The organism is Larkinella punicea (assembly GCF_003334855.1).
GTDB classification, from domain to species: domain Bacteria; phylum Bacteroidota; class Bacteroidia; order Cytophagales; family Spirosomataceae; genus Larkinella; species Larkinella punicea.
On sequence record NZ_QOWE01000008.1, the window covers coordinates 211,496 to 237,119 of the forward strand.

Annotated in this window: 19 protein-coding genes; 9 read left to right on the forward strand and 10 right to left on the reverse strand. The window is 50.9% G+C overall.

The features are described 5' to 3' along the window. Positions 1-27: 27 nt before the first annotated feature. The gene (locus DUE52_RS32400) at positions 28-183 is read right to left on the reverse strand and encodes a hypothetical protein (RefSeq protein WP_165840921.1); all 156 of its coding nucleotides are present in this window, start codon (positions 181-183) and stop codon (positions 28-30) included. Between DUE52_RS32400 and DUE52_RS11670 the strand changes: the two genes are divergently transcribed. After that, positions 182-1,117 carry a hydrogen peroxide-inducible genes activator gene (locus DUE52_RS11670; RefSeq protein WP_114406191.1) on the forward strand — a complete coding sequence of 312 codons (936 nt, stop codon included), beginning with the start codon at positions 182-184 and terminating at the stop codon, positions 1,115-1,117. The genes DUE52_RS32400 and DUE52_RS11670 overlap by 2 nt on opposite strands. On the opposite strand, the gene DUE52_RS11675 is transcribed toward DUE52_RS11670, so the two are convergent. The 4 genes from DUE52_RS11675 to DUE52_RS11690 form a co-directional block, all read right to left on the reverse strand. Continuing rightward, positions 1,114-2,382: a DEAD/DEAH box helicase gene (locus tag DUE52_RS11675; protein WP_114406192.1), complete on the reverse strand. Its 1,269-nt coding sequence runs from the start codon at positions 2,380-2,382 to the stop codon at positions 1,114-1,116. The genes DUE52_RS11670 and DUE52_RS11675 overlap by 4 nt on opposite strands. Before the next feature lie 116 nt (positions 2,383-2,498). Further along, positions 2,499-4,214, reverse strand: a complete 1,716-nt coding sequence (locus DUE52_RS11680; protein ID WP_114406193.1) for a DUF262 domain-containing protein — start codon at positions 4,212-4,214, stop codon at positions 2,499-2,501. Positions 4,215-4,316: 102 nt separating this feature from the next. Beyond that, positions 4,317-4,619 (reverse strand): hypothetical protein, encoded by a 303-nt coding sequence (locus DUE52_RS11685; protein ID WP_114406194.1) that lies wholly within the window; start codon positions 4,617-4,619, stop codon positions 4,317-4,319. Positions 4,620-4,686: 67 nt separating this feature from the next. Further along, entirely contained in the window at positions 4,687-5,769 is a 1,083-nt protein-coding gene (locus tag DUE52_RS11690; protein ID WP_114406195.1) for a complex I subunit 1/NuoH family protein, read from the reverse strand. Between the two features lie 215 nt (positions 5,770-5,984). Here DUE52_RS11690 and DUE52_RS11695 point away from each other — a divergent pair, with 215 nt between their 5' ends. The 3 genes from DUE52_RS11695 (at position 5,985) to DUE52_RS11705 (ending at position 10,790) form a co-directional block, all read left to right on the forward strand. Then, entirely contained in the window at positions 5,985-7,307 is a 1,323-nt protein-coding gene (locus DUE52_RS11695) for a cryptochrome/photolyase family protein (RefSeq protein ID WP_114406196.1), read from the forward strand. Between the two features lie 91 nt (positions 7,308-7,398). Further along, positions 7,399-9,756: a TonB-dependent receptor gene (locus DUE52_RS11700; protein ID WP_229312142.1), complete on the forward strand. Its 2,358-nt coding sequence runs from the start codon at positions 7,399-7,401 to the stop codon at positions 9,754-9,756. Further along, entirely contained in the window at positions 9,756-10,790 is a 1,035-nt protein-coding gene (locus DUE52_RS11705; protein WP_114406197.1) for a DUF4249 domain-containing protein, read from the forward strand. The genes DUE52_RS11700 and DUE52_RS11705 overlap by 1 nt, the downstream gene beginning before the upstream one ends. Before the next feature lie 3 nt (positions 10,791-10,793). Here DUE52_RS11705 and DUE52_RS11710 read toward each other — a convergent pair whose 3' ends face one another. Both DUE52_RS11710 and DUE52_RS11715 read right to left on the reverse strand, forming a co-directional pair. After that, positions 10,794-12,038 (reverse strand): lytic transglycosylase domain-containing protein, encoded by a 1,245-nt coding sequence (locus DUE52_RS11710; protein ID WP_229312143.1) that lies wholly within the window; start codon positions 12,036-12,038, stop codon positions 10,794-10,796. Between the two features lie 234 nt (positions 12,039-12,272). Further along, positions 12,273-12,482 (reverse strand): alkylphosphonate utilization protein, encoded by a 210-nt coding sequence (locus tag DUE52_RS11715; protein WP_114406198.1) that lies wholly within the window; start codon positions 12,480-12,482, stop codon positions 12,273-12,275. A gap of 164 nt (positions 12,483-12,646) precedes the next feature. On the opposite strand from DUE52_RS11715, the gene DUE52_RS11720 reads away from it, so the two are divergent. From DUE52_RS11720 to DUE52_RS32405, 3 genes are all read left to right on the forward strand, one after another. Next, the gene (locus DUE52_RS11720; RefSeq protein WP_114406266.1) at positions 12,647-15,142 is read left to right on the forward strand and encodes a glutaminase family protein; all 2,496 of its coding nucleotides are present in this window, start codon (positions 12,647-12,649) and stop codon (positions 15,140-15,142) included. A 25-nt stretch (positions 15,143-15,167) separates the two neighbouring features. Continuing rightward, positions 15,168-16,022 (forward strand): sugar phosphate isomerase/epimerase family protein, encoded by an 855-nt coding sequence (locus DUE52_RS11725; RefSeq protein ID WP_374755896.1) that lies wholly within the window; start codon positions 15,168-15,170, stop codon positions 16,020-16,022. 473 nt (positions 16,023-16,495) lie between these two features. Further along, complete coding sequence (locus tag DUE52_RS32405) at positions 16,496-16,639, forward strand: hypothetical protein (RefSeq protein WP_165840922.1); 144 nt, start codon at positions 16,496-16,498, stop codon at positions 16,637-16,639. Positions 16,640-16,687: 48 nt separating this feature from the next. Here the strand turns inward: DUE52_RS32405 and DUE52_RS11735 are convergent, their stop codons facing one another. Both DUE52_RS11735 and DUE52_RS11740 read right to left on the reverse strand, forming a co-directional pair. After that, a complete protein-coding gene (locus DUE52_RS11735) occupies positions 16,688-18,670 on the reverse strand; it encodes an adenylate/guanylate cyclase domain-containing protein (protein ID WP_114406201.1) in 1,983 nt (660 codons plus the stop codon). A gap of 18 nt (positions 18,671-18,688) precedes the next feature. Continuing rightward, the gene (locus tag DUE52_RS11740; protein WP_114406202.1) at positions 18,689-20,665 is read right to left on the reverse strand and encodes a DUF5995 family protein; all 1,977 of its coding nucleotides are present in this window, start codon (positions 20,663-20,665) and stop codon (positions 18,689-18,691) included. A gap of 143 nt (positions 20,666-20,808) precedes the next feature. Here DUE52_RS11740 and DUE52_RS11745 point away from each other — a divergent pair, with 143 nt between their 5' ends. Then, positions 20,809-21,858, forward strand: coding sequence for a sensor histidine kinase (locus DUE52_RS11745; protein WP_114406267.1), 1,050 nt, complete (start codon positions 20,809-20,811; stop codon positions 21,856-21,858). Continuing rightward, a complete protein-coding gene (locus DUE52_RS11750; RefSeq protein WP_114406203.1) occupies positions 21,855-22,565 on the forward strand; it encodes a LytR/AlgR family response regulator transcription factor in 711 nt (236 codons plus the stop codon). Before DUE52_RS11745 ends, DUE52_RS11750 begins: the two co-directional genes overlap by 4 nt. 1 nt (position 22,566) lies before the next feature. Here the strand turns inward: DUE52_RS11750 and DUE52_RS11755 are convergent, their stop codons facing one another. Then, complete coding sequence (locus DUE52_RS11755) at positions 22,567-25,554, reverse strand: caspase family protein (protein ID WP_165840923.1); 2,988 nt, start codon at positions 25,552-25,554, stop codon at positions 22,567-22,569. Between the last annotated feature and the right edge of the window lie 70 nt (positions 25,555-25,624).

Here is a 25,624-nt window from a genome sequence, read left to right on the forward strand (position 1 = left end):
CAAAATTACAACGGAATTGGCATCAACTCAATCACTATCTTTTATTTTTGTATCGAAATTATTTATAATCAATAGAGGGCTAAAAATGGCCGGATGGTTGAAAATGTTTAAGAGCCACCAGCAATCAAAACCGCCTAAGCCATTCAAACCATCATAACCATTTAAGCCATCACGACCATTCATGACCCTTTCGCAGTTAGAATACATTGTTGCCGTTGATACCCACCGCCATTTTGCCACTGCCGCCGACCATTGCCACGTTACCCAGCCCACGTTGAGTATGCAAATCCAGAAGCTGGAGGATGAGCTGGGGGTGTTACTGTTCGACCGGTCGAAGCAACCGGTGGTGCCAACGGAAACCGGCCAACTCATTCTGAATCAGGCGCGTGACGTATTGAGAACCGCCCGGCGGATTCCGGAAATTGTGAAAGAGTCGAAAGAGGATTTTAGTGGCGAGCTACGATTGGGCATCATCCCGACGCTGGCACCTTATTTATTGCCCTACTTCATTGGCCAGTTCATCGACCGGTATCCGGCCGTGACGGTCCACATTCAGGAGATGATGACGGAACAGGTGCTGGAGCGACTGAAAAACGGGCTGATCGACGTCGGGATTGTGGTAACGCCACTGGATGAAAATGGTCTGCTGGAAATTCCGCTGTTCTACGAGCCTTTTGTCGTTTATGCCTCCGACTCCCATCCGCTTTTTCAAAAAACCGCTATTTCGGCGATGGATTTAAAAACCGACGGTTTATGGCTGTTGACCGAAGGGCATTGCTTTCGAAACCAGGTCGTTAGCCTGTGCGGAAACGACAAGCGGCTGAACGGTAGCCAACCGCTGCGCTACGAAACGGGTTCGCTCGAAACACTCATCAAACTCATTGATAAACAGGATGGTTTTACGCTTCTTCCCTATCTGGCGACCCTTGACATGGACGCAATCCGGAAGGCCCGCACCCGGCCTTTCGAGGCTCCACAGCCGGTGCGGGAAGTCAGTCTGGTGATGCACCGCAGCTTTCTGAAGCGGAAGCTGATCGATGCGTTGAAGCAGGAAATAGTAACCCACTTGCCGGCCGAACTGACTACGAAGAAAAAAAATACAATCGTTGGTATCTAACGCCGTCCAAACCGTCGGCGGCTACCACCCCGGAAATCACTGCCGGCACTTTCGCCCCGGCTTCCGTTGGAACCGCTGCCCGATTGCGTCCGCGATGACTGCCCCGTACCGGAGGAGGCCGCAGCGGTTTCCATCGGATACGGATGGTTATCAATCACCGGTATAGGCCTGGTAATCAATTTGTTAATGTCGCGCAAATATTCTTTTTCTTCCGCATCACAAAACGACAGCGCAATGCCGTCGTGACCCGCACGGCCCGTCCGGCCAATCCGGTGAACATACGTCTCCGGGACATTGGGCAGTTCGTAATTGATCACGTGCGACAGTTCATCGACGTCGATGCCCCGTGCGGCAATGTCTGTAGCCACCAATACCCGCGTTTGTCGGCTTTTAAAGTTCGTCAGGGCGCGCTGGCGGGCGTTCTGCGACTTATTGCCGTGAATGGCTTCCGCCTGAATACCGGCTTTCAGCAGATCTTTGGCGACTTTATCAGCACCGTGTTTGGTGCGGGCAAACACCAGGGCCGATTCAATGGCCTTGTCGTTGAGCAGGTGGATGAGCAGGCGTTTTTTGTCGGTTTTGTCCACAAAATAAACCGCCTGCTTCACTTTCTCTGCCGTCGAAGAAACCGGTGTTACTTCCACCCTGACCGGTTTACGCAGAATCGTATCGGCTAGTTTGGAAACGTCCGGCGGCATGGTGGCGGAGAAAAACAGCGACTGGCGTTGGGCGGGCAATTTGGCAATCACTTTCTTGACATCGTGAATGAAGCCCATGTCGAGCATCCGGTCGGCTTCGTCGAGAACGAACAACTCGATATGCTGCAAATGAACGAACCGTTGGTTCATCAGATCCAGTAGACGGCCCGGCGTGGCAATCATGATGTCGACGCCAGCTTTCAGGGCGAGTGTCTGCGAATGTTGCGGAACTCCGCCGAAAATAACCGTATGACGCAGGTTCAAATACTTTCCGTAGGCGGCAAAACTCTCTCCGATCTGGATCGCTAATTCGCGGGTAGGCGTCAGAATAAGGGCTTTAATCGGGCGGGGACCGCGTTCCGGACCTTTTCCGGCTTCCAGAATTTGCAGGATGGGAATGGCAAAGGCGGCCGTTTTTCCGGTACCGGTCTGGGCGCAACCCAGCAAATCCCGGCGTTCCAGCAAAATGGGAATAGCCTGTTCCTGTATGGGGGTGGGGGTCGTATATCCTTCGGCGCTCAGGGCCTTCAGAATGGGCTCAATGAGCGCTAATTTGGTAAAAGACATGTGTTGAATTTAATACTTGTACCTGTACAACCCTGCCAGGACAAATAAAGTGCCATTACACCATCAACAACCGCCAAATGATAGGAAAGAAAGGCAAGGGGAGGAAAAGCAACTTTCTATTGTATCTTCCAAATTCCTGTAGCTATTTTAGCTAAGCGCATCTGACGATGCTGGATCATCTTTACTGTCCAGTCAGTAGCTGTTATTTCATTGCTCAAAGCGAATTTACTCGTTTTGTAGACCTCAATTTTATCTTTCATTATTTTTTGTGCAGCGTCTCTTCCATTTTTACTAGGCTCTAAAAGTGTTAAATTACCAAGCATGTATACATTACGAGAGTGTTCTTCATCTGAAAACATCTGGGACCAGTCTTCATCCATATTTTCTGGCAAAATGTGTTCAATTGTTCCATCGTCTAAATCATAGCTTGCATTTACTCCACCTGCCAAATATGATTCTATTTTATATAAAATATACCTAGCAATTTTTTTTTGCTGGCTGTTCGTTGTATTGAACATCTTCAATGTAAAATAATTGCGAAAGTTATCGTCATTTATATATAAAATTTTCAAATCATTAATAATTTGCTGCACTTGTTGAAAAGAACCACTGTACACTTTGTTAGCGATTTTATTATAAGCTTTTTCCATATCATTAGTTTGCAATTTTCCAATCACGTTATAACGAAATGAAATAGTAACAACTGCTGATAGAACCTTCTTAAAATCAGGTAAAGAAAGTTTATCGTAAGCAACCATCAGCAACGAGTGGCAGAGAGTTACTCTAAATAAATTTAAACTATTTATTAAATCTTTTACCTCTTTGTCCCCACCCCAAAGTTCGTCTTCAGAATTAAATAGTGCATTGTAGGTGTAGGAATACCCTTCTAAATGGCCTAATAAGTCAAAAACATTTTGATCTGTTTTAACAAAATGTTTTTGACTTTTAAACAATCTATCTTTAGTAACAAGAGAGCTTCTTGCATTTAAATAGTGCCTTAAAAAAATTGGAAATTCTTTAAGTCCAATTGAGTCAATTATCTTCTTCCATTGTCCTTTTAATATGGATAAATCGCTGCTACTTTTTGCAACCAAAGAAAAAATATAGTTTTTCAATAAATCAGTAGAAGTTAGATCTATACCTCTTGAATTCAGAGTTTCAAAAACCGTGTAAGCGTTTAGCTCATCTCTGACAGTAATTTGAATAAACTTAAGTTGTTCACCAATTGACTTTGATAGAAAAGCAGTTACCTCACCGCCATTAGTTAAATTATTAGGAAATAATATATCAATTTGTTTATTAAAAAATATATATGCATCCCAAAGTAATTTTTCCGAATCGCTAAGTTTACTATAATTGACTGGCGACCTAAAGTTTAATAACCTTTGTTGATAAAAACCATCGTTATTCTCGTTAAGAAAAAGCTTACTGGAGTATAATAAGGATGATGGATCTTTTTTACCTATATAATCACGCATTAGAATTTCTATACGTTCTAAATTATTAGTTGTTTCAACGCCAGAATCAGCTAAATTTTTAATTTTTCTTATAACAGATAAAATCAATAAGCTTAATGTTGTAAAACGTTGTTGACCATCGATCACTAAATATTCCTTATCATCCTCGTTTCCTGATATTTGTAACACAATCGACCCCATATAATGCGGATTACCAGTCTGATATACCGTTACTAAATCATTCCATAAATCTTCCCAATTATCCTGCTCCCATGAATAATCTCTCTGAAATGCAGGAACTCTGTAAATCTTCCCATTTCCTAAAATCTCATTTAGACTCAGAGTTTTAGTATCTAACAAACTAGTTATTGCCATATTTAAACAGCGTTATATTATTACCATCAAACCACAAATAACCATTAAGCTCTTAAGAATCAGATTATATATTTCGATTAATACCAATGATTCCCTAAGCATTTACTTTCCTAATTGACTCAGATCTATATTTTTCACTAATTCCTTCATCGAATAATGTTTTGCCTGAAAAGCTTCTTTTGCGGTTTTATAAACCTTGGATTCTGTCAGAAACTCATTAAAATCTCCCTCCGACATATCGCCCCAGGAACCTGCTAAATTCAAAACCGCTTTCCTTGTTTCTTCTGTTGCTTTCCCATTCCGACTGAACTGGGCCAGAAATTCGTCAACTTGTTCCAAATGCTCAACCGGAATGGCACTCAGTTTTTGCAGGATCGACTGGTATGTTTTTTCAGTTGTGGTCATGGCAATACATTTTTCATTGAACACATTTGATCACCTTATTGGTTGCATACGGCGTTTATTTACACACTCACACCATCAACAACCGCCAAACGCCGGAAATCAGCAGTAGAATCAGTCCGATAGGCGTCAACACTTTCCAGCACAGAAACATCATCTGATCGACCCGGACACGGGGCAATGTCCAGCGCACCCACATCTGCACCAGCACCGCCAGCATGGCTTTTGAGAACAGCCAGAACACGCCGGTGATATTGCCCCAGGCGGTTCCGGGCAGGCCACTCGTCCAGTCGGCCAGGCGCAGGGGCCCGAGATTTGGCAGGGGTGTATTCCAGCTTCCCAGAAATAAAATGGCTCCCAGAAAAGAAACCAGCAGCATCATGGCGTATTCAGAAAGCATCAAAAGGGCAAACCGCATCCCGCTGTATTCGGTATTATAACCACCGACTAATTCGGATTCGCCCTCGGGCAAATCGAACGGGGCGCGGTTGCTTTCGGCCAGCGTCGTGATGAAAAAGACGATGTAGGCAATCAGTAGAAACGGATTACGGAGAATATTCCAGCTAAAAATACCACCCCAGTTCGTCACGTCGACGCCCAGGGCTTTCAATCCGAACAGGTAATTGGTTTCCTCAGTATAGATGCCCTGCTGAAAACTGATGGTCTGTAAATTCAGCGTCTGGCAAATCATGACGGCGCAGAGAATGGTCAGACCGAGCGGTATTTCGTAGGAAACAATCTGCGCCACCGAGCGCATGGCGCCAAACAGCGAGTACTTATTATTAGACCCCCAGCCCGCCATCAGAATGCCGATCACATCGACGGAAACAATCGCCATCAGGTAAAATACGCCCACTTCCGTCGCCGAGCCTTGCAAGTCGGGGGTCAGCGGCATGACGGCATAGCCCGCAAAAACCGAGGCAAAAATGATCAGCGGAGCCAGCAGAAACAGCTTTCGGTCGGCTGCTTTCGGCACAATATCTTCTTTCTGAAGCAGTTTCAGCAAATCCGCAATCAGTTGCAGCAGCCCGTATTTTCCCACTACCATTGGCCCCAGCCGGTCCTGAATAAAAGCAGAAACTTTCCGTTCGAGGTAAACCCCAACGACCACAAAACTAACGGCAATGACTAAAAATATCGGAAGAGCGAGCATAATGTACCCACGGACTTTAGTCCGTGTATGAGACCTGAGCAATACCCCCAACCCCCTAAAGGGGGCTTTCAAATCCGGATGTTAAAGCCCCCTTTAGGGGGTTGGGGGTATTTAATTTTCAAATATAGGCATGACAAGCTTATTATTGCGGACTAAAGTCCGTCGGTAAGGTAAACATTTCTGTTGAACCAGCCGTTGCCCAGAAAAACCATCGTATGTCAAAACCTTCTTCTGCACCCGTCGCCCTGTTTTGGTACCGCCGGGATTTGCGCCTGAACGACAATGCCGGTCTCTACCATGCCCTCCGCAGCGGTTTTCCGGTTTTGCCCGTTTTCATTTTTGACCAAACCATCCTCGATGCGCTCGACGATAAGCACGACCGTCGCCTGGAATTCATTCACAACACCGTTCTGGAAATGCAGCAGGAGTTTCGCAAAATCGGGACATCACTGCTGGTTCGGTATGGAAAACCGCTGGACATCTACCGCGACCTGCTGAAAGAATTCAATATTCAGGCGGTTTTCACGAATTATGATTACGAAGTCTACGCGAAGGAACGCGACAAAGCGGTGGCCGATCTGCTCTCCGAAAACGGGGCGGAGTTTCATGCCTACAAGGACCAGACCATCTTCGACCGCGACGAGGTGCTGACCGGCAGCGGATCGCCCTACACGGTTTTTACGCCCTACAGCCGCAACTGGCACCACAAGCTGACCGACTTTCACCTCAAATCGTATCCCACAAAAAAATATTACGCCAACTTCCTGAAAACCGCTTCACTGCCCATTCCGACACTGGAAGAACTGGGTTTTAAACCAGTGAAAGAACCGTTTCCGGGAAAAACCGTCCAATCGGACCTGCTCAAAAATTACAAGGAAACCCGTGATTTTCCGGCCATCCAGGGCACGAGCGAGTTGAGCATTCACCTCCGTTTTGGCACCATCAGCATCCGCGAACTGGCCCGGAAAGCCAAAGAGCACAACTTCACGTTTCTGAACGAACTGGTCTGGCGGGATTTCTATTTTCAGGTGCTTGACCATTTTCCGCACGTCGAAAAATACTCGTTTCGCCGGGAATATGACGGTGTTCCCTGGCGTAATAATGAAGACGAATTTCAGCGCTGGTGCGAAGGCCGAACGGGTTATCCAATTGTGGATGCGGGTATGCGGCAACTGAACGAAATTGGTTGGATGCACAACCGCGTCCGGATGATTACCGCCAGTTTTCTGTGCAAACACCTGCTGATCGACTGGCGGTGGGGCGAAGCCTATTTTGCCAAAAAACTGCGGGATTATGACCTGTCGGCCAACAACGGCGGCTGGCAATGGGCGGCTGGTTCGGGAACGGATGCCGCGCCGTATTTCCGGGTTTTCAATCCAACGTTGCAGGCCCAGAAGTTTGATCCGAAAGGCGAATACATCCGCCGGTGGGTTCCCGAATTCAATTCACTTAATTATCCAGAGCCGATGGTGGAGCATACGATGGCGCGAAACCGGGCCATCGAAACCTATAAAAAAGGGCTGGCGGCTGCGAAATAGCGCAAAAATTGCATTAATAAAATTGTATCTTGGATGATTACAACCTAATACGTGGTTTTGGTGTCTATACGACTACAACTTTTTGCAGTGCATGCCGAACCGTTTCCTTTTCTGCTTCGCATTCTTTCTGCTCGTTTTTCAGGAACTTATTGCTCAACGGGTGATGCTCAGTGGCACCGTCATGCGTGCCGATACGACGCTGCCCATTGTAGGAGCCAGTGTGTTCGTGACCGAATCCGGTGCGGGAACGACGACCGACGAACAAGGCCGGTTTTCGGTTTCGTTGCGACCCGGTTCCTACCACATTAGCCTTTCTGCCGTCGGTTTTAAATCGGACCGGCCGTTTATCGTCGTCAATGCGAACCGGACGGCGGTTTTTCGGCTGATTTCCCAAACGTTTGAACTCGATGAGGTGGAAGTCCGCGACCGGCGCGCGGATCAGAATGTGAAAGATGTCCGGATGAGTCAGATTCAACTGGATGTCCGGCAGTTGAAGAAAATGCCGGTGGTGCTGGGCGAACCGGACATTCTGAAAGCCCTGACGCTGCAAGCCGGTGTTTCAACGGCGGGCGAAGGGACGGGCGGTTTCAATGTTCGCGGGGGGCGAACCGACCAGAATCTGGTGCTGCTCGACGGCGCGCCGATGTATAACACCTCACATTTGCTCGGTTTTTACGCCAACGTCAGTTCGGATGTGGTGCAGGACATAAACCTCTACAAAGGCAGTTTTTCATCCCAATATGGCGGTCGGATTTCGTCCCTCCTGCTCGTCAACACCAGAGCCGGCAACGGCGAACGCTGGCGGCTTTCGGGCGGCATCAGTCCCATCAGCGGACGTGTGGTGATCGACGGGCCGATTGCCAAAGGGCTGACGTTGATGGCCGCCGGGCGCGTAGCCTATCCCAACTGGATTCTGCAATCATTTCCGGAACGCAGTGCCGCCAAAGAAAGCCGAGCTTTTTTTTACGACGGCAATCTGAAACTCAACTACGCACCCAATGCCGCCAATACGGTTTCGCTGTCGGCCTACCGCAGTGCGGATCGCTTCAAATTTCCGGGCGACACCACCTACGGCTGGCAGTCGAACGTGGTGTCTGGTTGGTGGAGCAGCCTGCTAAGTCGGAATCTGCAACTGAACGTCAATGCCTTATACAGCGGTTATCAATACCATGTCGATGGCGAAACCGAGGGATACACCTTCCGGCTGACCTCCTACATCCAGCACCGCGAAGCCAAAGCCGATCTGTTTTACACCCTCTTCGATAAACACAAACTACAGGTGGGCGCGAACGGGATTCTGTACCGGATTCAAAAAGGCGACCTTGAACCGACGGGTGACAATTCGAGCATCAACCCGAAAACGCTGGAACCCGAAAACGCCCGCGAACTGGGTATCTATGCCAACACAGAATGGATTCTGACACCGGCGATTACGCTTCAGGCCGGACTGCGGTATTCGACGTTCAGCCAATTGGGGCCGCAGACGGTGTATCGTTATGCCGAAAAAGTGCCCCGAACGCCCGAAACCGTGGTCGATTCGACGGTTTTTGCCGGTGGAAAACCCATTCAAACCTACGGCGGCTGGGAACCCCGGCTGGGGCTGCGGGTGCAACTTTCGTCCAGCATGTCTCTGAAGCTTAACTACAGCCGAAACCGTCAGTACATCCACCTGATTTCGAATACCACCGCCATTACACCCTCGGATTTCTGGAAAGTCAGTGATTCGTTTGTTCCCGCCCAGGTGGCCGATCAACTGGCCATTGGCCTATTTAAAAACCTGAACGACAACGCCATCGAACTCGCCGTGGAAGGCTATTACAAAACCATTGACAACCTGGTGGAATACCGCAACGGGGCTACGCTGCTGTTGAATGAACGGCTGGAAACCGATCTGCTCCAGGCCCGTGGCAAGGCCTATGGCGTAGAGTTGAGTGTCGCCAAAAACAAGGGAAAACTGACGGGACAGTTCAATTATTCCTACGCCCGGTCGCTCGTAGCGGTTCAGACGGCGTTCAGCGAGTTGCAGGTCAATCAGGGCGATTATTACCCATCGAATTTTGATAAACCGCACAACCTGAATGTGCAGACCCGGCTGGCGATGCGCTACAACTGGACGTTTACGACCAACTTCGTCTACAGTACCGGCGTTCCAGCGACCTACCCCGATGGACAATACGTATTTGCCAACCAGCCGACACTCAACTATTCGAAACGCAACGCCGACCGGATTCAGGATTACCACCGGCTGGATGTTGCCTTCTCGAAAGACACCCGGTTGAGCAACCGCCAGACGCGTTATAGCATCTGGACCATCGGGATTTACAACGTGTACGCCCGTAAAAACCCGTATTCGGTGTATTTCAACCGCTCCAATTCCCGGACGGACGCGTACCGGTTGGCCGTGTTTGGCACCCTGATTCCGTCGATTACCTATAATTTCAATTTCTGATGAAGCAGTTGGCCTTTGTGTTGGTGATTTTGAGCGGATTGTTGTCCTGCATCGATCAGGTTTCGTTGCCCATCCGCAATGAGGCTCCGCAGTTGGTGGTCGATGGGCTGATTACCAACGAAAAACCGCCTTACAGCGTCCGGCTTTCGTATTCAGGCAGCTTTACATTCGATCAGGAAAATCCGCAGGACCAAAAGGTAACGGATGCAGTCGTGACGCTGAACGATGACGCGGGGCATTCGACTCCAATGGCGCACGATGCATTGAATGCGGGTTATTATCGGACGACTGACGCTGCGTTTGTTGGACAACCGGGCCGCAGTTACACCCTGACGATTCGTTTGGCTGATGGAAAAACCTATATTTCGGCACCCGAAAAAATGCCCGCCGTTCCCGGTATCGACAGCGTTTACGCCCGGTTTACGCCCACCGAAAGCATCACCTTACCCTATCAGTATTATTTTTACCTCGACGCAACTGACCCTTCCGCGCAGCAAAATTTTTACCGCTGGACGGCTTATGCCTACACCGCCCGACGGTCAACCGGGGTGCCGTGTTGCCTGGGCTGTACAGCCATTTGTTTTGATCGCTGCTGGGTGCAGTATTTTAGTCAGGATATTAACATCATGTCCGACAACGGCATCGATGGAAACCAGCTTCGACAGCAACTCGTCATGCGTTCGCCGATCTATACACCCGGCCCCACGCTGGTCGAAGTGCAGCAGTACAGCCTGACGTCGGCGGCTTATCAGTTCTGGAAACTATTCAAGGAACAGCAATCCCGCACCGGGACCATTTTCGATCCATTACCCGCTTCGGTAATCGGTAACATTTCCAATGCCAGCCAATCTGACGAGAAGGCGCTGGGTTATTTTGGCGCGTCGGCAGTGGTTCGGAAGCGGTTTCGGGAGCGCGGGGATGCAACTTACGGCACGGCGATTTACGGGTATATCAATTCCATTCTGATTCCGGAGAAAGATTGTCGGCAAACCTACGGCTGGCTTACTCCCGTGACCGAGCCCAGCGGTTGGTGATGATTACAGGACTTTCCAGCCCACCATCCAGGTTCGGCCACCCGGTTTGAGTTGATCCGCTTTCGGGAGCGGCACCCCCGCAAGCCCGGTTTGCGGATTGAGGCAGATCAACGTGAGTTTATAGGCTTTCTTGTCGGCATCGGCCACCAATTTGGTCGAGCGTAGGAAAATCTGGCCCGACTGGCGGTCTACATCGTCAACCGTGGCATAGAGCACATCATTTTTGCCCAGTTTCTGATCACCGATTACTACTTCCTTTGTCAGTTTGAATTCCCACGTTTGCCCGATAGCCACCTTACCCGGTTTGAACAGTTCGGCTTCAACGTCGCCCTTGAACAAAACCGCATTTGACGCTTTCAACTTCGACAGGGTGCCCAGCAGGCTATCGACCGAAGCGGTTTCAAACCGCAATTCCAGGCTTTCTTTCGGCTCGATGGCCAGCCCGACCGGTTCTGGTTCTTCGGCCGGAATCAACCCTTTCGCGATGGCTTCGGCCCGTTCCCGTTCGTAGGAGTTTCCCGCCGATGCCATCAGATTATTGGTCAGGTATTGACCCGGAAACTGAAAAAACTCCTTGACGGCCACGATTTTATAGAGGTAATCGCTCGTCTCGGCGTTCATCGACAAAAAGTAGTAATTGCTCTCCTGCTGTTTTTTCATGTGCGATTGCATCCGGCCAATCCCACCGTTGTAGGCAGCCGCCACCATCGTCCACGAGCCCAGATTTCGGTACAGAATCCGCAGGTAGCGACACGCGGCATCGGTCGATTTGATCAGATCCTTGCGCTCATCGACCTTATCGTTCCGTTTCAAACCCAGTTCATCGGCGGTTTCGGGCATGAGTTGCCAGTAGCCCGTCGCGCCCTTGTGGGAAACCGCATCGGCTTTAAGGCCGCTTTCCACCACGGCCAGGTATTTGAAATCGTCGGGAATGCGGTATTTTTTCAGAATCGGCTCAATGATCGGGAAGTACTGCGAAATAGCCCGACGGCGAAAATTGATCAGGTGATTTTGCGACGCCACATTCCGCATCAAGGCCATCGACAGGTTGTGCGCCACGGCTCCGCTTTCTACCGGAACCGGCTCCCCGCAAAAGTTTACGCCCATCGGTTTGGGTACCGAAACCGACCGCGCGGGCAGTTTACGAGCCATTTTGCGGAAAGACCGCTGAGCAAAAACCGTCGTTGCCAGCGTAAAGCTGAAGAAACTAATTAGGATAATCGAAAAGAAGAATCGTTGTTGATGCACGCCTATAACCTTGGTTGTCAATGGGTAAAACGATCACACAGGCTTTTGTGTTCATTTTAGACGCGGTTTTTAGGGAAAGGTTACGGTCTGCTGGTCGAGACCGGGCGGCCGGCGCCGTTGTAATCGCCGGGCGACCCCGCTCGACCCACTCTGTTGCGGATCGCCGGGCGACCCCGTTTGAATCCGCAACAGAGTTGAGTCAATTCAAAAAATCTCACTCCAACCCATCGGTCATCACACCTTCTGCAAAAACTGCGTTTTCAGCACCATCACCGCCCGGTCAACCTTTCCTTCAATTTCCTCCGCATCGTCCGTAAGCCGGATATTTTTCACAACCGTTCCTCTTTTCAGCGTCGTAGAACTGCCTTTCACTTTGAGATCTTTGATCAACTTCACCGAATCGCCTTCGGCAAGCGTTGTACCATTGCTGTCTTTTACGTCCATTTCGTTTCCGTTTTGAATTGTGGCCGCGAAGATAGGACTTCTTCGTTCAAACATTTCCTGACCAAGTAGAAAAAGACCATCCAATGATTTTTAATACATTCGTGCTTTCCGGCAGTTTTGAAACTTTCTACGCCGGAATAGCACTCAACCAACCATTCGTTCTAATGAAGATTCGATTTACCGCTCTTTTTTTTCTCAGTGTACTCCTTTCCATTGCCAAACATCCGGTGGTGGCCCAACGGCCTCCCGCCTACCCGCTGATCACCATCGATCCGTATACGAGTATCTGGGCATTTACCGACAAGCTCAACGAATCGCCCACCCGCCACTGGACGGGCAAAAACCAGCCACTCGACGGCCTGGTGCGCGTCGATGGCCGGGCCTACCGGTTTATGGGTGCCGAAATGACTACGCTCAAACCGGTGATTCCAACAGCCCTAACCACGGGCTACGAATTGCAATATACTTTTCAAAAACCGGGTGATGGCTGGGAAAAGCCGGGTTTCAAACCTTCCGGCGATTGGAAAACCGGACAGGCACCCATCGGCGATGGAGCCTCCAGCAACCCCGTCAAACCCGCCACGCTCTGGAAAACCAAAGAAGTCTGGTACCGGCGCACCGTGACCGTTTCGGATCTGAATTTTGAAAACCCGGTTTTGTATTTGAGTCATGACAACGATGTGGTTGTATACATCAATGGCGTCAAAGCGTTTGAAAGCGGCCCCGGTTATATCGGTGATTACAAGACATTCTCCCTGTCTCCTTCGGGCAAAGCAGCGTTAAAAAAAGGAAACAACCTGCTGGCAGTGAGTTGTATCAACCCCGTTGGAGGTGGGTATGTCGATGTGGGTTTGGTGGATCAGCGAAAAGTAAATCTGGGTGCGCCGGTGGCCCTGGCCCAGCAACAGAGCGTGAAGGTTCAGGCCACCCAAACAGAATACCGGTTTGCCGCCGGGCCCGTCAGCCTGACTGTAAATTTTACGACGCCCTTGCTGCTGGATGACCTCGATGTGGCCACCCGCCCGGCTTCTTATCTGACCTACACCGCCCAATCGACCGACGGAAAACCGCACACGGTGGAGGTCTACACGGCGGCTTCGGGCCTGTTGTGTGTGAACCAGCCCAATCAGGAAGTGGTTGGCAAACGGTCCTCGGCCGAAGGGCTGACGGTTTTGTCGATCGGTACAACGGAGCAGAACATTCTGGGGCGCAAAGGCGATGATGTCCGGATCGACTGGGGTTACGCGCTCCTGGCGGCTCCAACGGCGTCGACCACGCAGACCGGCATCGGGCAACCGGCAGCTCTGTTCCGCAGTTTTGTCAGTACCGGAAAAGTGGTCGATGAAGCCAACCAGCCGACTTCCGCCGACAACCGGTCGCTGGCGGTTTCGCAATCGCTGGGCTCGGTGACGCAAACGCCGAAAACCGCGCACGTGATTCTGGGATACGATGACATTTATTCTGTTCAGTATTTTGGCAAAAATCTGCGGGCGTGGTGGCGCCGGGACGAGTCTATGACTACGGAAAAAATGCTGGCTGCGGTAGAAAAGGATTATGCCCAACTCACCGAAAAATGCCGCCAGTTTGATCAGAAACTGCACGCTGATGCCGAAAAATCGGGCGGAAAACCGTATGCCGATCTGTGCCAGTTGGCCTACCGTCAGGCGATTGCGGCCCATAAAACCGTGGCGGGTCCGAAAGGCGAAGTGCTGTTTCTGTCCAAAGAAAATTTCAGCAACGGCTCTATCGGAACCGTGGACGTGACCTATCCATCGGCTCCGCTTTTCCTGATCTACAACCCGACCTTGCTGAAAGGCATGATGGAGCCGATTTTTCAGTATTCCGAAAGCGGGAAATGGACCAAACCCTTTGCCGCCCACGATGTGGGAACCTATCCCCTTGCCAACGGTCAAACCTACGGCGAAGACATGCCGGTGGAAGAAAGTGGCAACATGCTGATTCTGACGGCCGCCATCGCTGCCTCCGAAAAGAATGCCGACTATGCCAAGCAACACTGGCAAACGCTGACCACCTGGGTTGATTACCTCAAAAAAGACGGTTTCGATCCCGCCAACCAGCTTTGCACCGACGATTTTGCCGGTCACCTCGCCCGCAATGCCAACCTGAGCATCAAAGCCATCATGGGCATTGCGTCGTATGGGCATCTGGCGAAGCAACTGGGGCAGGCAGAGGTCGGAGAACAACACCTGAAACTGGCCCGCGAGCTGGCGCAAAAATGGGTACAAATGGCGCAGGATGGCGATCATTACGCCCTGACGTTCGATAAGCCACAGGGAAGCTGGAGCCAGAAATACAACCTGGTGTGGGATAAACTCCTGGATCTGAACATTTTCCCAAAGGAAGTAGCCGAAAAAGAAATCCGGTATTACCTGACCAAACAACAACCTTTCGGCCTGCCGCTGGACAGCCGCAAGACCTACACCAAATCGGACTGGATTATCTGGACGGCCACCATCGCCGACAAACCGCAGGATTTCCAGCAACTGGTGCTGCCGGTTTTCAAGTATGCCGACCAGACCCCCAGCCGGGTGCCGCTGGGCGACTGGCACGAAACCACCGACGGCAAGCAGGTCGGTTTTCAGGCGCGTTCGGTGGTGGGCGGTTATTTCATTAAACTGTTACACGATAAACTCCATTAATTTACTTTTTTTAATCAGACCCATGATGAAAAACCAATTATCCCTTGTATTGCTTACCGCTCTGCTCCTGGATTTCAGCAGCGGTTTTGCTCAAAAGAAAATCTACACCTTTCCGATTGGTATTCAGTCGTATACCTATCGAAACAGCTTCCCGAAAGGTGTGGCCGCCACCCTGGACACAATTCAATCGCTGGGCATTACGGAGATGGAAGGCGGAACTCCGAAAGGCGTGACCACCGAAGAATTCAGGAAGATGCTGAAGGAGCGAAACATTTCGATTCCGGGCACGGGCGCGGGCTACGAACAACTGGTGAAAGACCCGATGGAAGTAGTTAAGAATGCCAAAGAACTGGGTTCCCAGTTTGTAATGTGCGCCTGGATTCCGCATCAAAAAGGCAATTTTACGCTGGAAAACGCCAAGAAAGCCGTGGAAGATTTCAACCGGGTGGGCAAAGTCCTGAAAGAAAATGGTCTGACGTTCTGTTACCACAACCACGGTTTTGAGTTTCAGCCGTATGAAGACGGAACGCTGTTCGATTATATGGTAAAAAACACCGATCCCCGCTACGTTTCGTTCGAGATGGACATTTTGTGGGCTACCCACGGCGGGGCTGATCCGGTCAAACTGCTCAACAAATACGGCAACCGCTGGAAACTGATGCACTTGAAAGACCTCAAAAAAGGCGTCAAAGGCGATTTCACCGGCAATACGCCCCAGGAAAACGACGTGGTTCTGGGAACCGGGCAGATCGATATGCCGATGGTGCTGAAAACCGCCAAAAAAGTGGGGATTAAGCATTATTTTATCGAAGACGAAAGCAACATCTGGAGTGAGCAGGTTCCGAAAAGCATCGCGTATTTAAAAAACCTGACCGAGTAACTTTTCAAGGCCCCAATATAGAGGACAGGACGAAGTGGCGCAGGCGGCTTCGTCCTGTCCTTTTTTATGGCTGCTGCCTTTTCACAGAGACTCACCTATTTACTAACCGGTAACCACTTGTTATCTATTGGTGACAATAACTTGAGAACTGCCTTTACTTTTGTTACAGGCATCAAAGCGCTGTTTTACCACATCGCTCAGTAGTTATTCCCTGAAAAACTTAAAAATAACCACTAAATAAGTACAAAAACGTCCTACTTCACGTTTTTAACCACGGAAAGCAGGTGACATATTGTTACTAAATTCACAAGGCCGGGAAACAAATGGCACAAAGTTTGAGATTGAGTAGTTATCTGTCGCAGGATGGTATACGCTATACTTAGAACGATCTTATGATTACGAAAGCTGTTTTCAACGAAGCCTTTAATCAAATCGGGGTAAACCGAGTCGAAGCAATACCGGATACTCATAAAATGGCAAAATACCGTAAAAAAACGCCTTACAAACTCAGTATGCAGAAGGCAGCCCTCTGGTTTGTGATTCTTTCTGTTGCTGCGGGTTTTGCGTTTTTGTGGTATAAATTGATTGCCCGGCTGATTATGGCGATTCTGGAGTAAACAGATTTTTTTGGCCTGAATCTTGCTAGATAGGAATGCACCGATTTTTTAATCGGTTTCCTCTACCGCTCCCGGTATTCCTACTGCTACCAATTCCTCCGCGTAATACATATCCAGTGCTTCTTTGTTTTTCACCGCAATCTTCCCGCGATAGCTGCATCGAATCTGCTCTTTCACCAGACGAAAGGTGGTTTCGGAAATGTTGACTTTCCCTGCTTCTCCGTACTGCTCCATTCGGGCTGCGGTATTGACAGTGTCTCCCCAGATGTCATAGGCAAACTTTCGATCGCCCACGATGCCGGCCACCACCGGCCCGGTATGAACCCCAATCCGAAATTCGAAATGCTGCTGCCCGTTGGCCTGCCGCTCGTGCTGGTTTCGAAGCAGGAACGCCCGCATCTCCAGAGCCGCCCGAACCACCTCGACCGGATTTTCGGGGTATACAACCGGCAATCCCCCGGCGCATAAATACGCATCGCCGATGGTTTTGATTTTTTCGATGCGGTACTGGCTCAGAATCGCATCGAATGAGCGGTAGTAATAATCGATCTCGCTGACCAGTTCTTCCGGGGAAAGCCGCTCGCCCATGCTCGTAAAATTCACAATGTCGGTAAACAGCACCGTGACCCGCTCGAACCGGCGTGGCTTCGAACGCCCGGTTCGTTTCAATTCTTCGACCACCTCCGCGGGCAGAATGTTGAGCAACAGCTCTTCCGACCGCTGTTTGGCTGCCTGAAGTTCTTCGGTGCGCTGCTGCACTTTCTGTTCCAGCATCGCGTTCTGCTCGCTCACCAGCCGCTTGTTCTCGACCAGCAACCGGATTTGCTCCTGCTCGGCTTCCTGACGCCGTTTTTTCAGCAGGTTCACCTTGTAGGTAAGTGCCACGGCAAAAAACAGAATTTCGACCCCGACGCCCAGGTGAATGCTTTCGTAGGTCCAGAAACTGAACTGTAGCTGACCATAGGTATACATCAGGAAGACAAAGATACCGATGTAGAAAAACAGGTTGCCTGCGATGTAAAACAAGGCCGGTCGAAAACCCTTGCGCAGCGTAACAAGGCCGGCCATAATACTGAACGTTCCTTCCAGCAAAACCACCACCGGCACAATGTCGATCTGACGACCCAGTTGATAATTCAGACTGACATTCGCCACATTCAGGACGAAACTAATCAGGTAAAGAACGACGATGCCAATACCGATTTTATAAAACCGGGGAGCCTGCAAACGCAGCCGGAGAAACGTCAGCGTGAAAAGGATATGCAGAACGCCGGTGACGGAAGACAGGGCGGCTGAATACCGTTCGATAGATGGATTGGCGGGCCAGAAAAACTCGCTGGTATGTCCCCGGAACAACGCCATGAGAAGTCCGATAAAAAACACCCAGATCGCATACCGAAGATTTCCCTGTTCGCGCAAACGAATGTAAAGAACGAGGCTGTAAACGATGATAATCAGAATGAATCCGTAATAAATTCCGTAAAATAAATCGGAATAGTGCTGGCTTTCGATCAGCCGGGTGGTCGATAGGGCATAAATTGGCAAAACGCCCGTATAAACCCCTTCCATGTAGACATAGAAGGTGTGGGTCTGGCCATTGCGGGCCTGGATCGGGCAGAACTGAATGCTTTTGCGAAAGGGAGCAGCCGGCTCGGGCTGAAGCGATCCCAGCTTATGGAGGGTCAGGATCCGGTTATCCACCGTTTCATACACGCGGATAAATTCGGTCCCGGCGTAGATAAACTGCATAAATACCTCACGGTCGGTTTCGTTCGTAATCTGAAACCGGAACCAGTAGCCAAACTGGTGGTCGTAGGGCTTGATCAGGCGGTTCTCGGTGGGAACAAACCGGTATCGGCCCGGGTTCTGGAGCAATTCGTCGACGGAAACGCTACCGGCCCTGACCTCCAGCAACTCACTGGCCTTATACAAATCGTAGGGTTCGGTCAGGTCGCTGATGCGTATGGGCCCGGCTCCCGCCCGACCACCAACCAACAGACTTATCAGCAAAATCAGTACAAGTCGGTTCATAGAATGGGGGTTTACCGTTTATGAAATCGTCGGAAGCAGGGCCGTTCGCAACATCACGTCGACTTTGTGGGCCGTTGTGCCAAATTCTTTTCGGGCTACGTAGACCAATGGCAGCCGCAACAGCCAGGGAGGTCGTGCCACCAGATTCCCCATTTTAGCCGAACTGGCTTCCAATAAAGCCAAGCGCTCTTTCCATTCGGTTTCGGACCGAGACTGATGAAATCCGAAGGTGTTGGCCCAGGCCTGTTCGCGCCCCTTCGCCATAACTGCCTTTTCAATGTCTTTAATTTTGTCCGAGAAATAGGTTACAAACGTTCCAAAAGGTCGAAAAATCCGGCCAATGTCGTCGTTCATCTGGTCGTACATATCTTCGAACAAGCCATTCATTTTTACAAAATCGCTCTTGAATAACTCCAGGTCTTTTCCTTTATAAACTTCCGCCACCACAATCGGCAAATCGTAGGAAATGTGGGCATTAGCCGCCGAAAAAATATACTGATTGGTGGTTATCATGGTCTTGGCGGCATCGAACGACAACTGCCAGGGAGCGGAAGCCGGTTTACCATCGAAATACTGATTGAGAGCCTCAAAATACCGGTTACCAAAACCGACATCGACCTGCTCCATTTCCACCGGATTTTCGAAGATACCTGCCTTCAAACCGTCCTGCACGCGCAACGTCACCAGTTTATACACGGCGGCAAACAACCCGATCGGATTGTTCTGCGAACGCAGGTGCCGGGCCACTTTATCCAGGTAAAAAATCACTTCCTCAATCGTCTGCGCAGGCGGAATCCGGAAGTCCGGAGCCTCCGACTGCCAGGTGTCGGTGAGGGCCGAGGGCAGGTAAAACTGCTCGCTTTTGGCCCCGTTGTGATACGACATCACCAGATCGATCATCTGGTTACTGAACGCCCGGCCCACCGCACCCATCAGCAAATGACGGTCGCCGACGGATCGAAACCCTTTGTCGAGCCACTGAATGGCGTTGATCACCGCCGAATCATCCTTGTCGTCGTCTTTGGGAACTTCGAGCAGATCGGCGTACTGATCGCCAATAAAAAACCGTACAAACAGGGGCGACAGGTTTTTGAGCGGCCCGAATGACAGCCGGGAATTCATCAGATCGATGCAGGCATCGGTTAGTTCGGCACCTTCCCGACCGCCATCGGGCGACCGGCCGGCCTGCTGCGCCAGAATCGCGTTCATCAGGTGTCGGCAGTCGTCCTCGTTTTCCGAATTCAGGTCATCGTCGACGCCGATCATGAACCCCACCACTTTCCAGAGGTGCAGATAGGCTTCACTTTCCTCGGGCGTCAGTTCGATGTCCATCTGCTTCAGCCCGTCGATGATCACGACGCCAAACGACAGCAGGGTGCCAACCAGATCCTGTTGATTGATTGGAATGCCAAAATTGTCAACGTCCCAACGGTGTTGCTGGGCATGATACCGGATCACGGCGTGAATCAGCCGAACTTTCTGGATGGAAACAACGGCCAGGCCATCATGTTCGAAGCTGTTCAGCGTCAGAATGTTGACCACAAACTGGGCGGTTTCCATCAGCCGCCGGGTAAACGAGTCGAGCGAACCGTCGTGAACGCGCAGCCGGCCGGTTCGGTACAACACCTTGGCCCCCCGCCAGCAGGTGTAACACAGCGGCAGCGATTTACAAAGCAGCAGCAGCAGAATTTTGGGGCCATATTGCTTGAAAACATCGGCCGCCACCATGAGTTTAAACGGTTCAGCCCAGTCGGGAAGCTGGCGGGTTTTGACAAAATAATCTTCCACGATCTGCTTCAGCCGATCCGGCAACACGTCGAAAGCCGGGTTGGGAAAGTTGCGGTTTTGCACCAGCATCTGGAAAATCTGATCGATCTCCCCTTTCTGATTGTCCAGCAAAATGGCGGCAATGGTTTCGTCGGCGAGCGGGTCGCCCATCCGTCGTTTGCTCCACAGAAAATCATCAGTCCAGGTAGCAAGGGAAGGGGTATTCATCGGTAGGTAGGACAAACGTTAACGTTACCACAAATAACTATATTAGTAACTCATTTGCAATTTCTCCGGCACATTCACGCTTTCTACCGCAATCATTTTCACCCGGTTACGGTGTTTCGTAGTTTACGGTGAAAATCAATTCCATGAAACGAACGATTCCGCCCATCCTGATTCATATGCTGCTTAGTCTGGCCTTTTTGAGTCTTCCCTATCTTTTTGCGCCGGACGGTTTTTCAGGACTGACGAGATTAGGCAATAACCCGCACGAACGAACCAATTTTCTGTCGTACCTCTTCATGCTGGCGTTCTTTTACGGCAACTATTATTACCTGATTCCAAAATTGTATTTAGAAGGAAAGTATGTCCTTTATGTTACCAGCCTTGTGGGGTGTTTTCTCTTGCTTATGGGGGCCGTTGTGCTGGTCGATCGCGGGGATCTGCTTGCTTCACCACCACCGGGGCCACCACGCGCTCACGGTCCGGTTCCGGGCGGCTCAAACCCAAAACCGCCTTTCGGGTTTGAACTGAGTCATGCGTTGTTTCTGTATCTGGTTGGCATTTTTGTTTCTCTGTATCTCCAGATCAAAAACCGCTGGCGACAAACCGAGCAGGAAAAACTATCGACCGAATTGTCGTACCTGAAAGCCCAGATCAATCCGCATTTTCTGTTCAACACGCTCAACAGCATCTATTCGCTGGCCATCGAAAAATCGGACAAAACCGCCGATGCCGTCGTAAAACTCTCGTCGTTAATGCGTTACGTCATTCGGGATGCCGGGAGTCATGAGGTACCCCTGGCGAAAGAAGTGGCCTACATCAGCGATTACATCGCCTTGCAGCAATTGCGGCTGGACGATACCGTCCGGATTGAGTACGCCGTCAGCGGCTTTTTTAATGGAAAACAGATTGCACCCCTCATTTTGATTTCGTTTATTGAAAACGCGTTCAAGTACGGCGTCAACCCGGAAGAAAAATCGATCATTCACATTACAATTTCGCTGAACGAGAACACTTTACGGCTATACGTATTCAACAAAAAAGTGCGGTTGTATCACAATGACGAAGCGTCGGGCGGTATTGGCATCGACAACACCAAAGCCCGGCTGAAACTGGTGTATCCCAACCAGCACGTCCTGACCATCAACGACAACCCCACCGGGTTCGCCGTTGACCTAACCCTGAATCTGGCATGATCCGAGCCATTGCCTTAGACGATGAACCCCCGGCGCTGCGGGTGCTGACCCATTTTTGTAGCCAGCTCAACACCATCGACTTGCAAAAGACGTTTTTGCGACCCGACGAAGCCCTTTCGCACCTGCACGAAGTACCCACCGATCTGCTTTTTCTCGACATCAACATGCCGTCGGTATCCGGCATCGAATTTCACAAAGCGATTCCGGAACAGATGCTGGTTATTTTCACCACGGCCTACGCCGAATATGCCGTGGAAGGGTTTACGCTCAATGCCGTCGATTACCTGTTGAAACCGTTTACCTTCGAGCGGTTTCAACAAGCGGTTCAAAAAGCGATTACGCAGCACAAATTCCGGCAAACGACCGATCCGGCGAAGGAAGCGTATCTCTACATCCGCGCCGATTACACGCTGCACAAAATTGCATTGTCTGACATTCTGTTCATCGAAGGATTGGACGATTACCTCAAGATTCACATCCACCAGGTCAACCGCCCGATTGTGGCCCGCATGACGATGAAAACCATGCTGCAAAAACTCGGGGAAGCCGACGAGGGAAGCGAGCGGTTTATTCGCGTTCATCGCTCCTACATTGTGGCTTTCAGCCGGATCGAAACCGTCCGCAACCGGATGATCACCCTCGCCGGGGAGGAAATACCGGTCGGCATGAGTTACGAAGCCGAATTTTTCAAGCGGTTTCAGGGCTAACTCAGGCACGTTCTTTTTCCATTTTTCCGATCAGTTGGGCGTATTTGGTGGCAATGCTCAAAAACCCTTTGTCGTTCGGGTGAAACTCATCGTACCAGTATTTCAACTGGCTGGTGGCCGGTCGAATGCTTCCGCGCAAGTCGATGTAAATCACGTTGTCATACGCCGACGCGGCCCGTTGCAACCGCTCGTTGAACCCGTCAATCATAAACCGGATCAGGTTTTTCCGTTCTACGGCGTCTGTTATTCCCTTTTCGGTCAGATACTTCTCCAAATTTCCCGGTTTCCCGGATTGGGTTTCACTGGCATCCGGCAGGAGGTAATCGTAGCCGTGGACCAATACCCGGACTTTCGCATTTTGCAGCCGGATCAAGCGAAAAAGGCGCTGAAAATCCTTCTCCAGTTCGTCCAGCGCAGCCGTATATGCGTCGGTTAAATACCGCTGTGGCCCGGACTGGCTCTCTTCTGCCTGGTCCCGGATGTACGTCGGAAATTCGTCGCCAAAGAAATGCGTTCCTCCGCCACTCAGCAGAAAATAACGCGGACTAACCTGGGCAATGGTTTCCAGAAACTTCGATTTTTCGATGTAATTCTTCAGCGATTTCCCAACCGCCGGGGTACAATTTACGGAGTAGACCCGCGCCAGGTAATCGACAATATCGCTCAGCAGCGGGTATTGAAACCACGAATCCCCACCAGCCACCAGCCGAACCCGATCCGGATATTTGATCAGATTTTGCATATACTGCCGGTTTCGGATCTGGTAGGCAATCTGGTTGCTCACGAACGTTTTCACATCGCCCCACAGCCCGCGCTGTTCTTCGCCCGTTACGGTCAGATCGTCCCGCAAAACCAGCTCCGAATCGACCGGATCGGGCCGAAAATACAGCCCCAGCGCGAAATCAGACATCGGATTGGCCACCGGTACACCATCGACCAGCACCGGTTCGAGCATCCGGTTCAGTTCGCCCAGATCGACCCGGTTGAAAACCGGATTCGGAATACGGAGCGTGATCAGTTGCGTGCTCCAGTCCGGAAATTCTTCCTCGTCTTCTTCGGTGTCGAAAGCCGACGCCCGGTTCTCGTCAGCGTTCAATTTCTCACCCAGCGTGTGGGGCGACGGCAAAACATCCAGCGCCAGCATCGCCAGCGTCGATTCGGACAAAGGGTTTACCGAAACGATGACTTTAAAATATTCCGTCACCTCCGGCCAGTTGTATTGCCGAACGGTTTCTTCCAGACTCATCCGCACAAAATCATTCCGCCCCGTCAGCGATTTCCGGCTGGGCAATCCCAACAATTCCGATTTTCCGGGTTCGAGTCGGTAGTTTCCCGCCTGGAGCCGCTCGTTCACCGGCAGAAAATTCTTCATCGCTATAAAATCCCGGGAAAGGTATAACACCGTACAATACAGCACCTGCGCCGTGGGATTGATCAACTGGATGCTGACTTTATTGGCCCAGACGGTTTTGCCGGACGGCGTCGTACTCTCCTGCAACGGGATCGTGACCGGCGTCGGTCGTGCGCCTTTCAGCACCACGGTTTCTGCGGTTTCGGGCGTAACGGCAATGGTCAGAATCGGTTCAGGAGCTTCGGGATTGCGCAGTTCTTTCAGGTATTGCCAGGCTGCCAGATGCCGTACATACCGGGTCAACTGTTCATACGCATGCTCCAGACTGTCAGCCGGAACGGTGCGAATGAGCGGGCGATTTTCGTCACCGGGCCGGGAAAAATACAAAAGACCGTTGCGAACGTGCAACGTGTAATCCGCCGTTTGTTCGTCTTCTTCCGGGATGAAAAACGCCCCGGCTTTTTCGGTCAGCGTTTTCAATAAGAGCGCCTGTTCGGCCACGTCGCCGTTGTGGTTGATGAAATCGAGTTTGATGGGTTCGGTGAGTAAGCCCTCCACTTCGGCCCGGTAGGCCTTGCCCCGGTCGAGTCCGGCTTCCTGCTCCGCAGCGATTTTCAACAGCGTGTAATCAGCCCCGATTTTTAGCGGTGTCACCGAAAAAGCCGGTTTTCCGCTATCGTCCAGGAGTTGAATGGATTTCGTCGTCCGCCCTACCCCGTGAATGGCTCCGACATCGAGCAGCCACTGCCGCTTGTTCGGATTGAAAGTAATTTCGGCAACGGCGGTTTGGGTATCGATCGGTCGGTTCAAAAAACCGGTAAGCAACAGCTTGTCGGACGCGTCGCCCGCTGCCGAAATGCGGGGGCGTTGCTCGTAGGCAAACCGCATGTACTGCCGCACGCGGTTATGCAGGGCCTGGTAGGAAATGGCCGAGTTGGCGGCTTTCAAAACCGCCACCAGATTTTTGGTAAAAACGCCCTCCTTGTTCTCCCGGTCTTCCACAGCCGCTTCGTCCGATTCGCAGGCCGCCAGTTGGATGTGGGTTCCCAGCGGGATAAGCTGGTCGAGTCCCTGCTGCCGGAAATCGTCTTCCGTAAACTCTTCCTGAAAAATAAAACCGGCATAGGGCCGCATGGGAGCCGATTGCGACAACCGGCGTTCCTGCATTTTCTGCCCTTCGGGTGTTGCCGCGAGCAGATCAAAAAACCGGGTATTATCGCCGGAATGGCAGCAATCGAAGATCGTAACGACATGCGCCCCGGTCTGGCTCAGCTCCGCAATCAGATACCGTAACTCCTTGTCGGTCAGCAAATAATCCCAGGTGTGCGTTAAATCGCCGTCGAAACAGACAATGCTTTCGAGTTTTCCGTCGGCTTCGGTTGGCCAGAGCGTCGGGTCGGCGGCTTCCTGCGCACCGTGGCCCGCGAAATAGAACAAAGCCGTGTCGTTCGGCCCGGCCTGTTTCAGGTGCGTTCGGAAGCCCGCGACGATGGCGGTTTTGGTGGCTTCCCCGTCGCTAAGGTGGAGCGAAACGTGTTCCAGATCAGTCAGGCTTTCGAGGTAGTGTTCGATGGTGGCCGCGTCCTGTACGGCACCACTCAACGGGCGCACCTGCTGATAGGCGTTGATGCCTACCACGAAAGAAAAAAGTTTAGGCAGAACTGCGGAAGGCACAGAGGTTGAAGGGTTCATCGTCAGAGTTTGGAGG

Bases quoted from the DNA above. Each gene is read 5' to 3' on its own strand.
- DUE52_RS11695 (WP_114406196.1), top strand. From the start codon at position 5,985: ATGTCAAAACCTTCTTCTGCACCCGTCGCCCTGTTTTGGTACCGCCGG.
- DUE52_RS11700 (WP_229312142.1), top strand. From the start codon at position 7,399: ATGCCGAACCGTTTCCTTTTCTGCTTCGCATTCTTTCTGCTCGTTTTT.
- DUE52_RS11675 (WP_114406192.1), bottom strand. From the start codon at position 2,382: ATGTCTTTTACCAAATTAGCGCTCATTGAGCCCATTCTGAAGGCCCTG.
- DUE52_RS11740 (WP_114406202.1), bottom strand. From the start codon at position 20,665: ATGAATACCCCTTCCCTTGCTACCTGGACTGATGATTTTCTGTGGAGC.
- DUE52_RS11670 (WP_114406191.1), top strand. From the start codon at position 182: ATGACCCTTTCGCAGTTAGAATACATTGTTGCCGTTGATACCCACCGC.
- DUE52_RS11720 (WP_114406266.1), top strand. From the start codon at position 12,647: ATGAAGATTCGATTTACCGCTCTTTTTTTTCTCAGTGTACTCCTTTCC.
- DUE52_RS11750 (WP_114406203.1), top strand. From the start codon at position 21,855: ATGATCCGAGCCATTGCCTTAGACGATGAACCCCCGGCGCTGCGGGTG.
- DUE52_RS11690 (WP_114406195.1), bottom strand. From the start codon at position 5,769: ATGCTCGCTCTTCCGATATTTTTAGTCATTGCCGTTAGTTTTGTGGTC.
- DUE52_RS11745 (WP_114406267.1), top strand. From the start codon at position 20,809: ATGAAACGAACGATTCCGCCCATCCTGATTCATATGCTGCTTAGTCTG.
- DUE52_RS11715 (WP_114406198.1), bottom strand. From the start codon at position 12,482: ATGGACGTAAAAGACAGCAATGGTACAACGCTTGCCGAAGGCGATTCG.
- DUE52_RS32405 (WP_165840922.1), top strand. From the start codon at position 16,496: ATGGCAAAATACCGTAAAAAAACGCCTTACAAACTCAGTATGCAGAAG.
- DUE52_RS11685 (WP_114406194.1), bottom strand. From the start codon at position 4,619: ATGACCACAACTGAAAAAACATACCAGTCGATCCTGCAAAAACTGAGT.
- DUE52_RS11725 (WP_374755896.1), top strand. From the start codon at position 15,168: ATGAAAAACCAATTATCCCTTGTATTGCTTACCGCTCTGCTCCTGGAT.
- DUE52_RS11735 (WP_114406201.1), bottom strand. From the start codon at position 18,670: ATGAACCGACTTGTACTGATTTTGCTGATAAGTCTGTTGGTTGGTGGT.
- DUE52_RS11680 (WP_114406193.1), bottom strand. From the start codon at position 4,214: ATGGCAATAACTAGTTTGTTAGATACTAAAACTCTGAGTCTAAATGAG.
- DUE52_RS11705 (WP_114406197.1), top strand. From the start codon at position 9,756: ATGAAGCAGTTGGCCTTTGTGTTGGTGATTTTGAGCGGATTGTTGTCC.
- DUE52_RS32400 (WP_165840921.1), bottom strand. From the start codon at position 183: ATGAATGGTCGTGATGGCTTAAATGGTTATGATGGTTTGAATGGCTTA.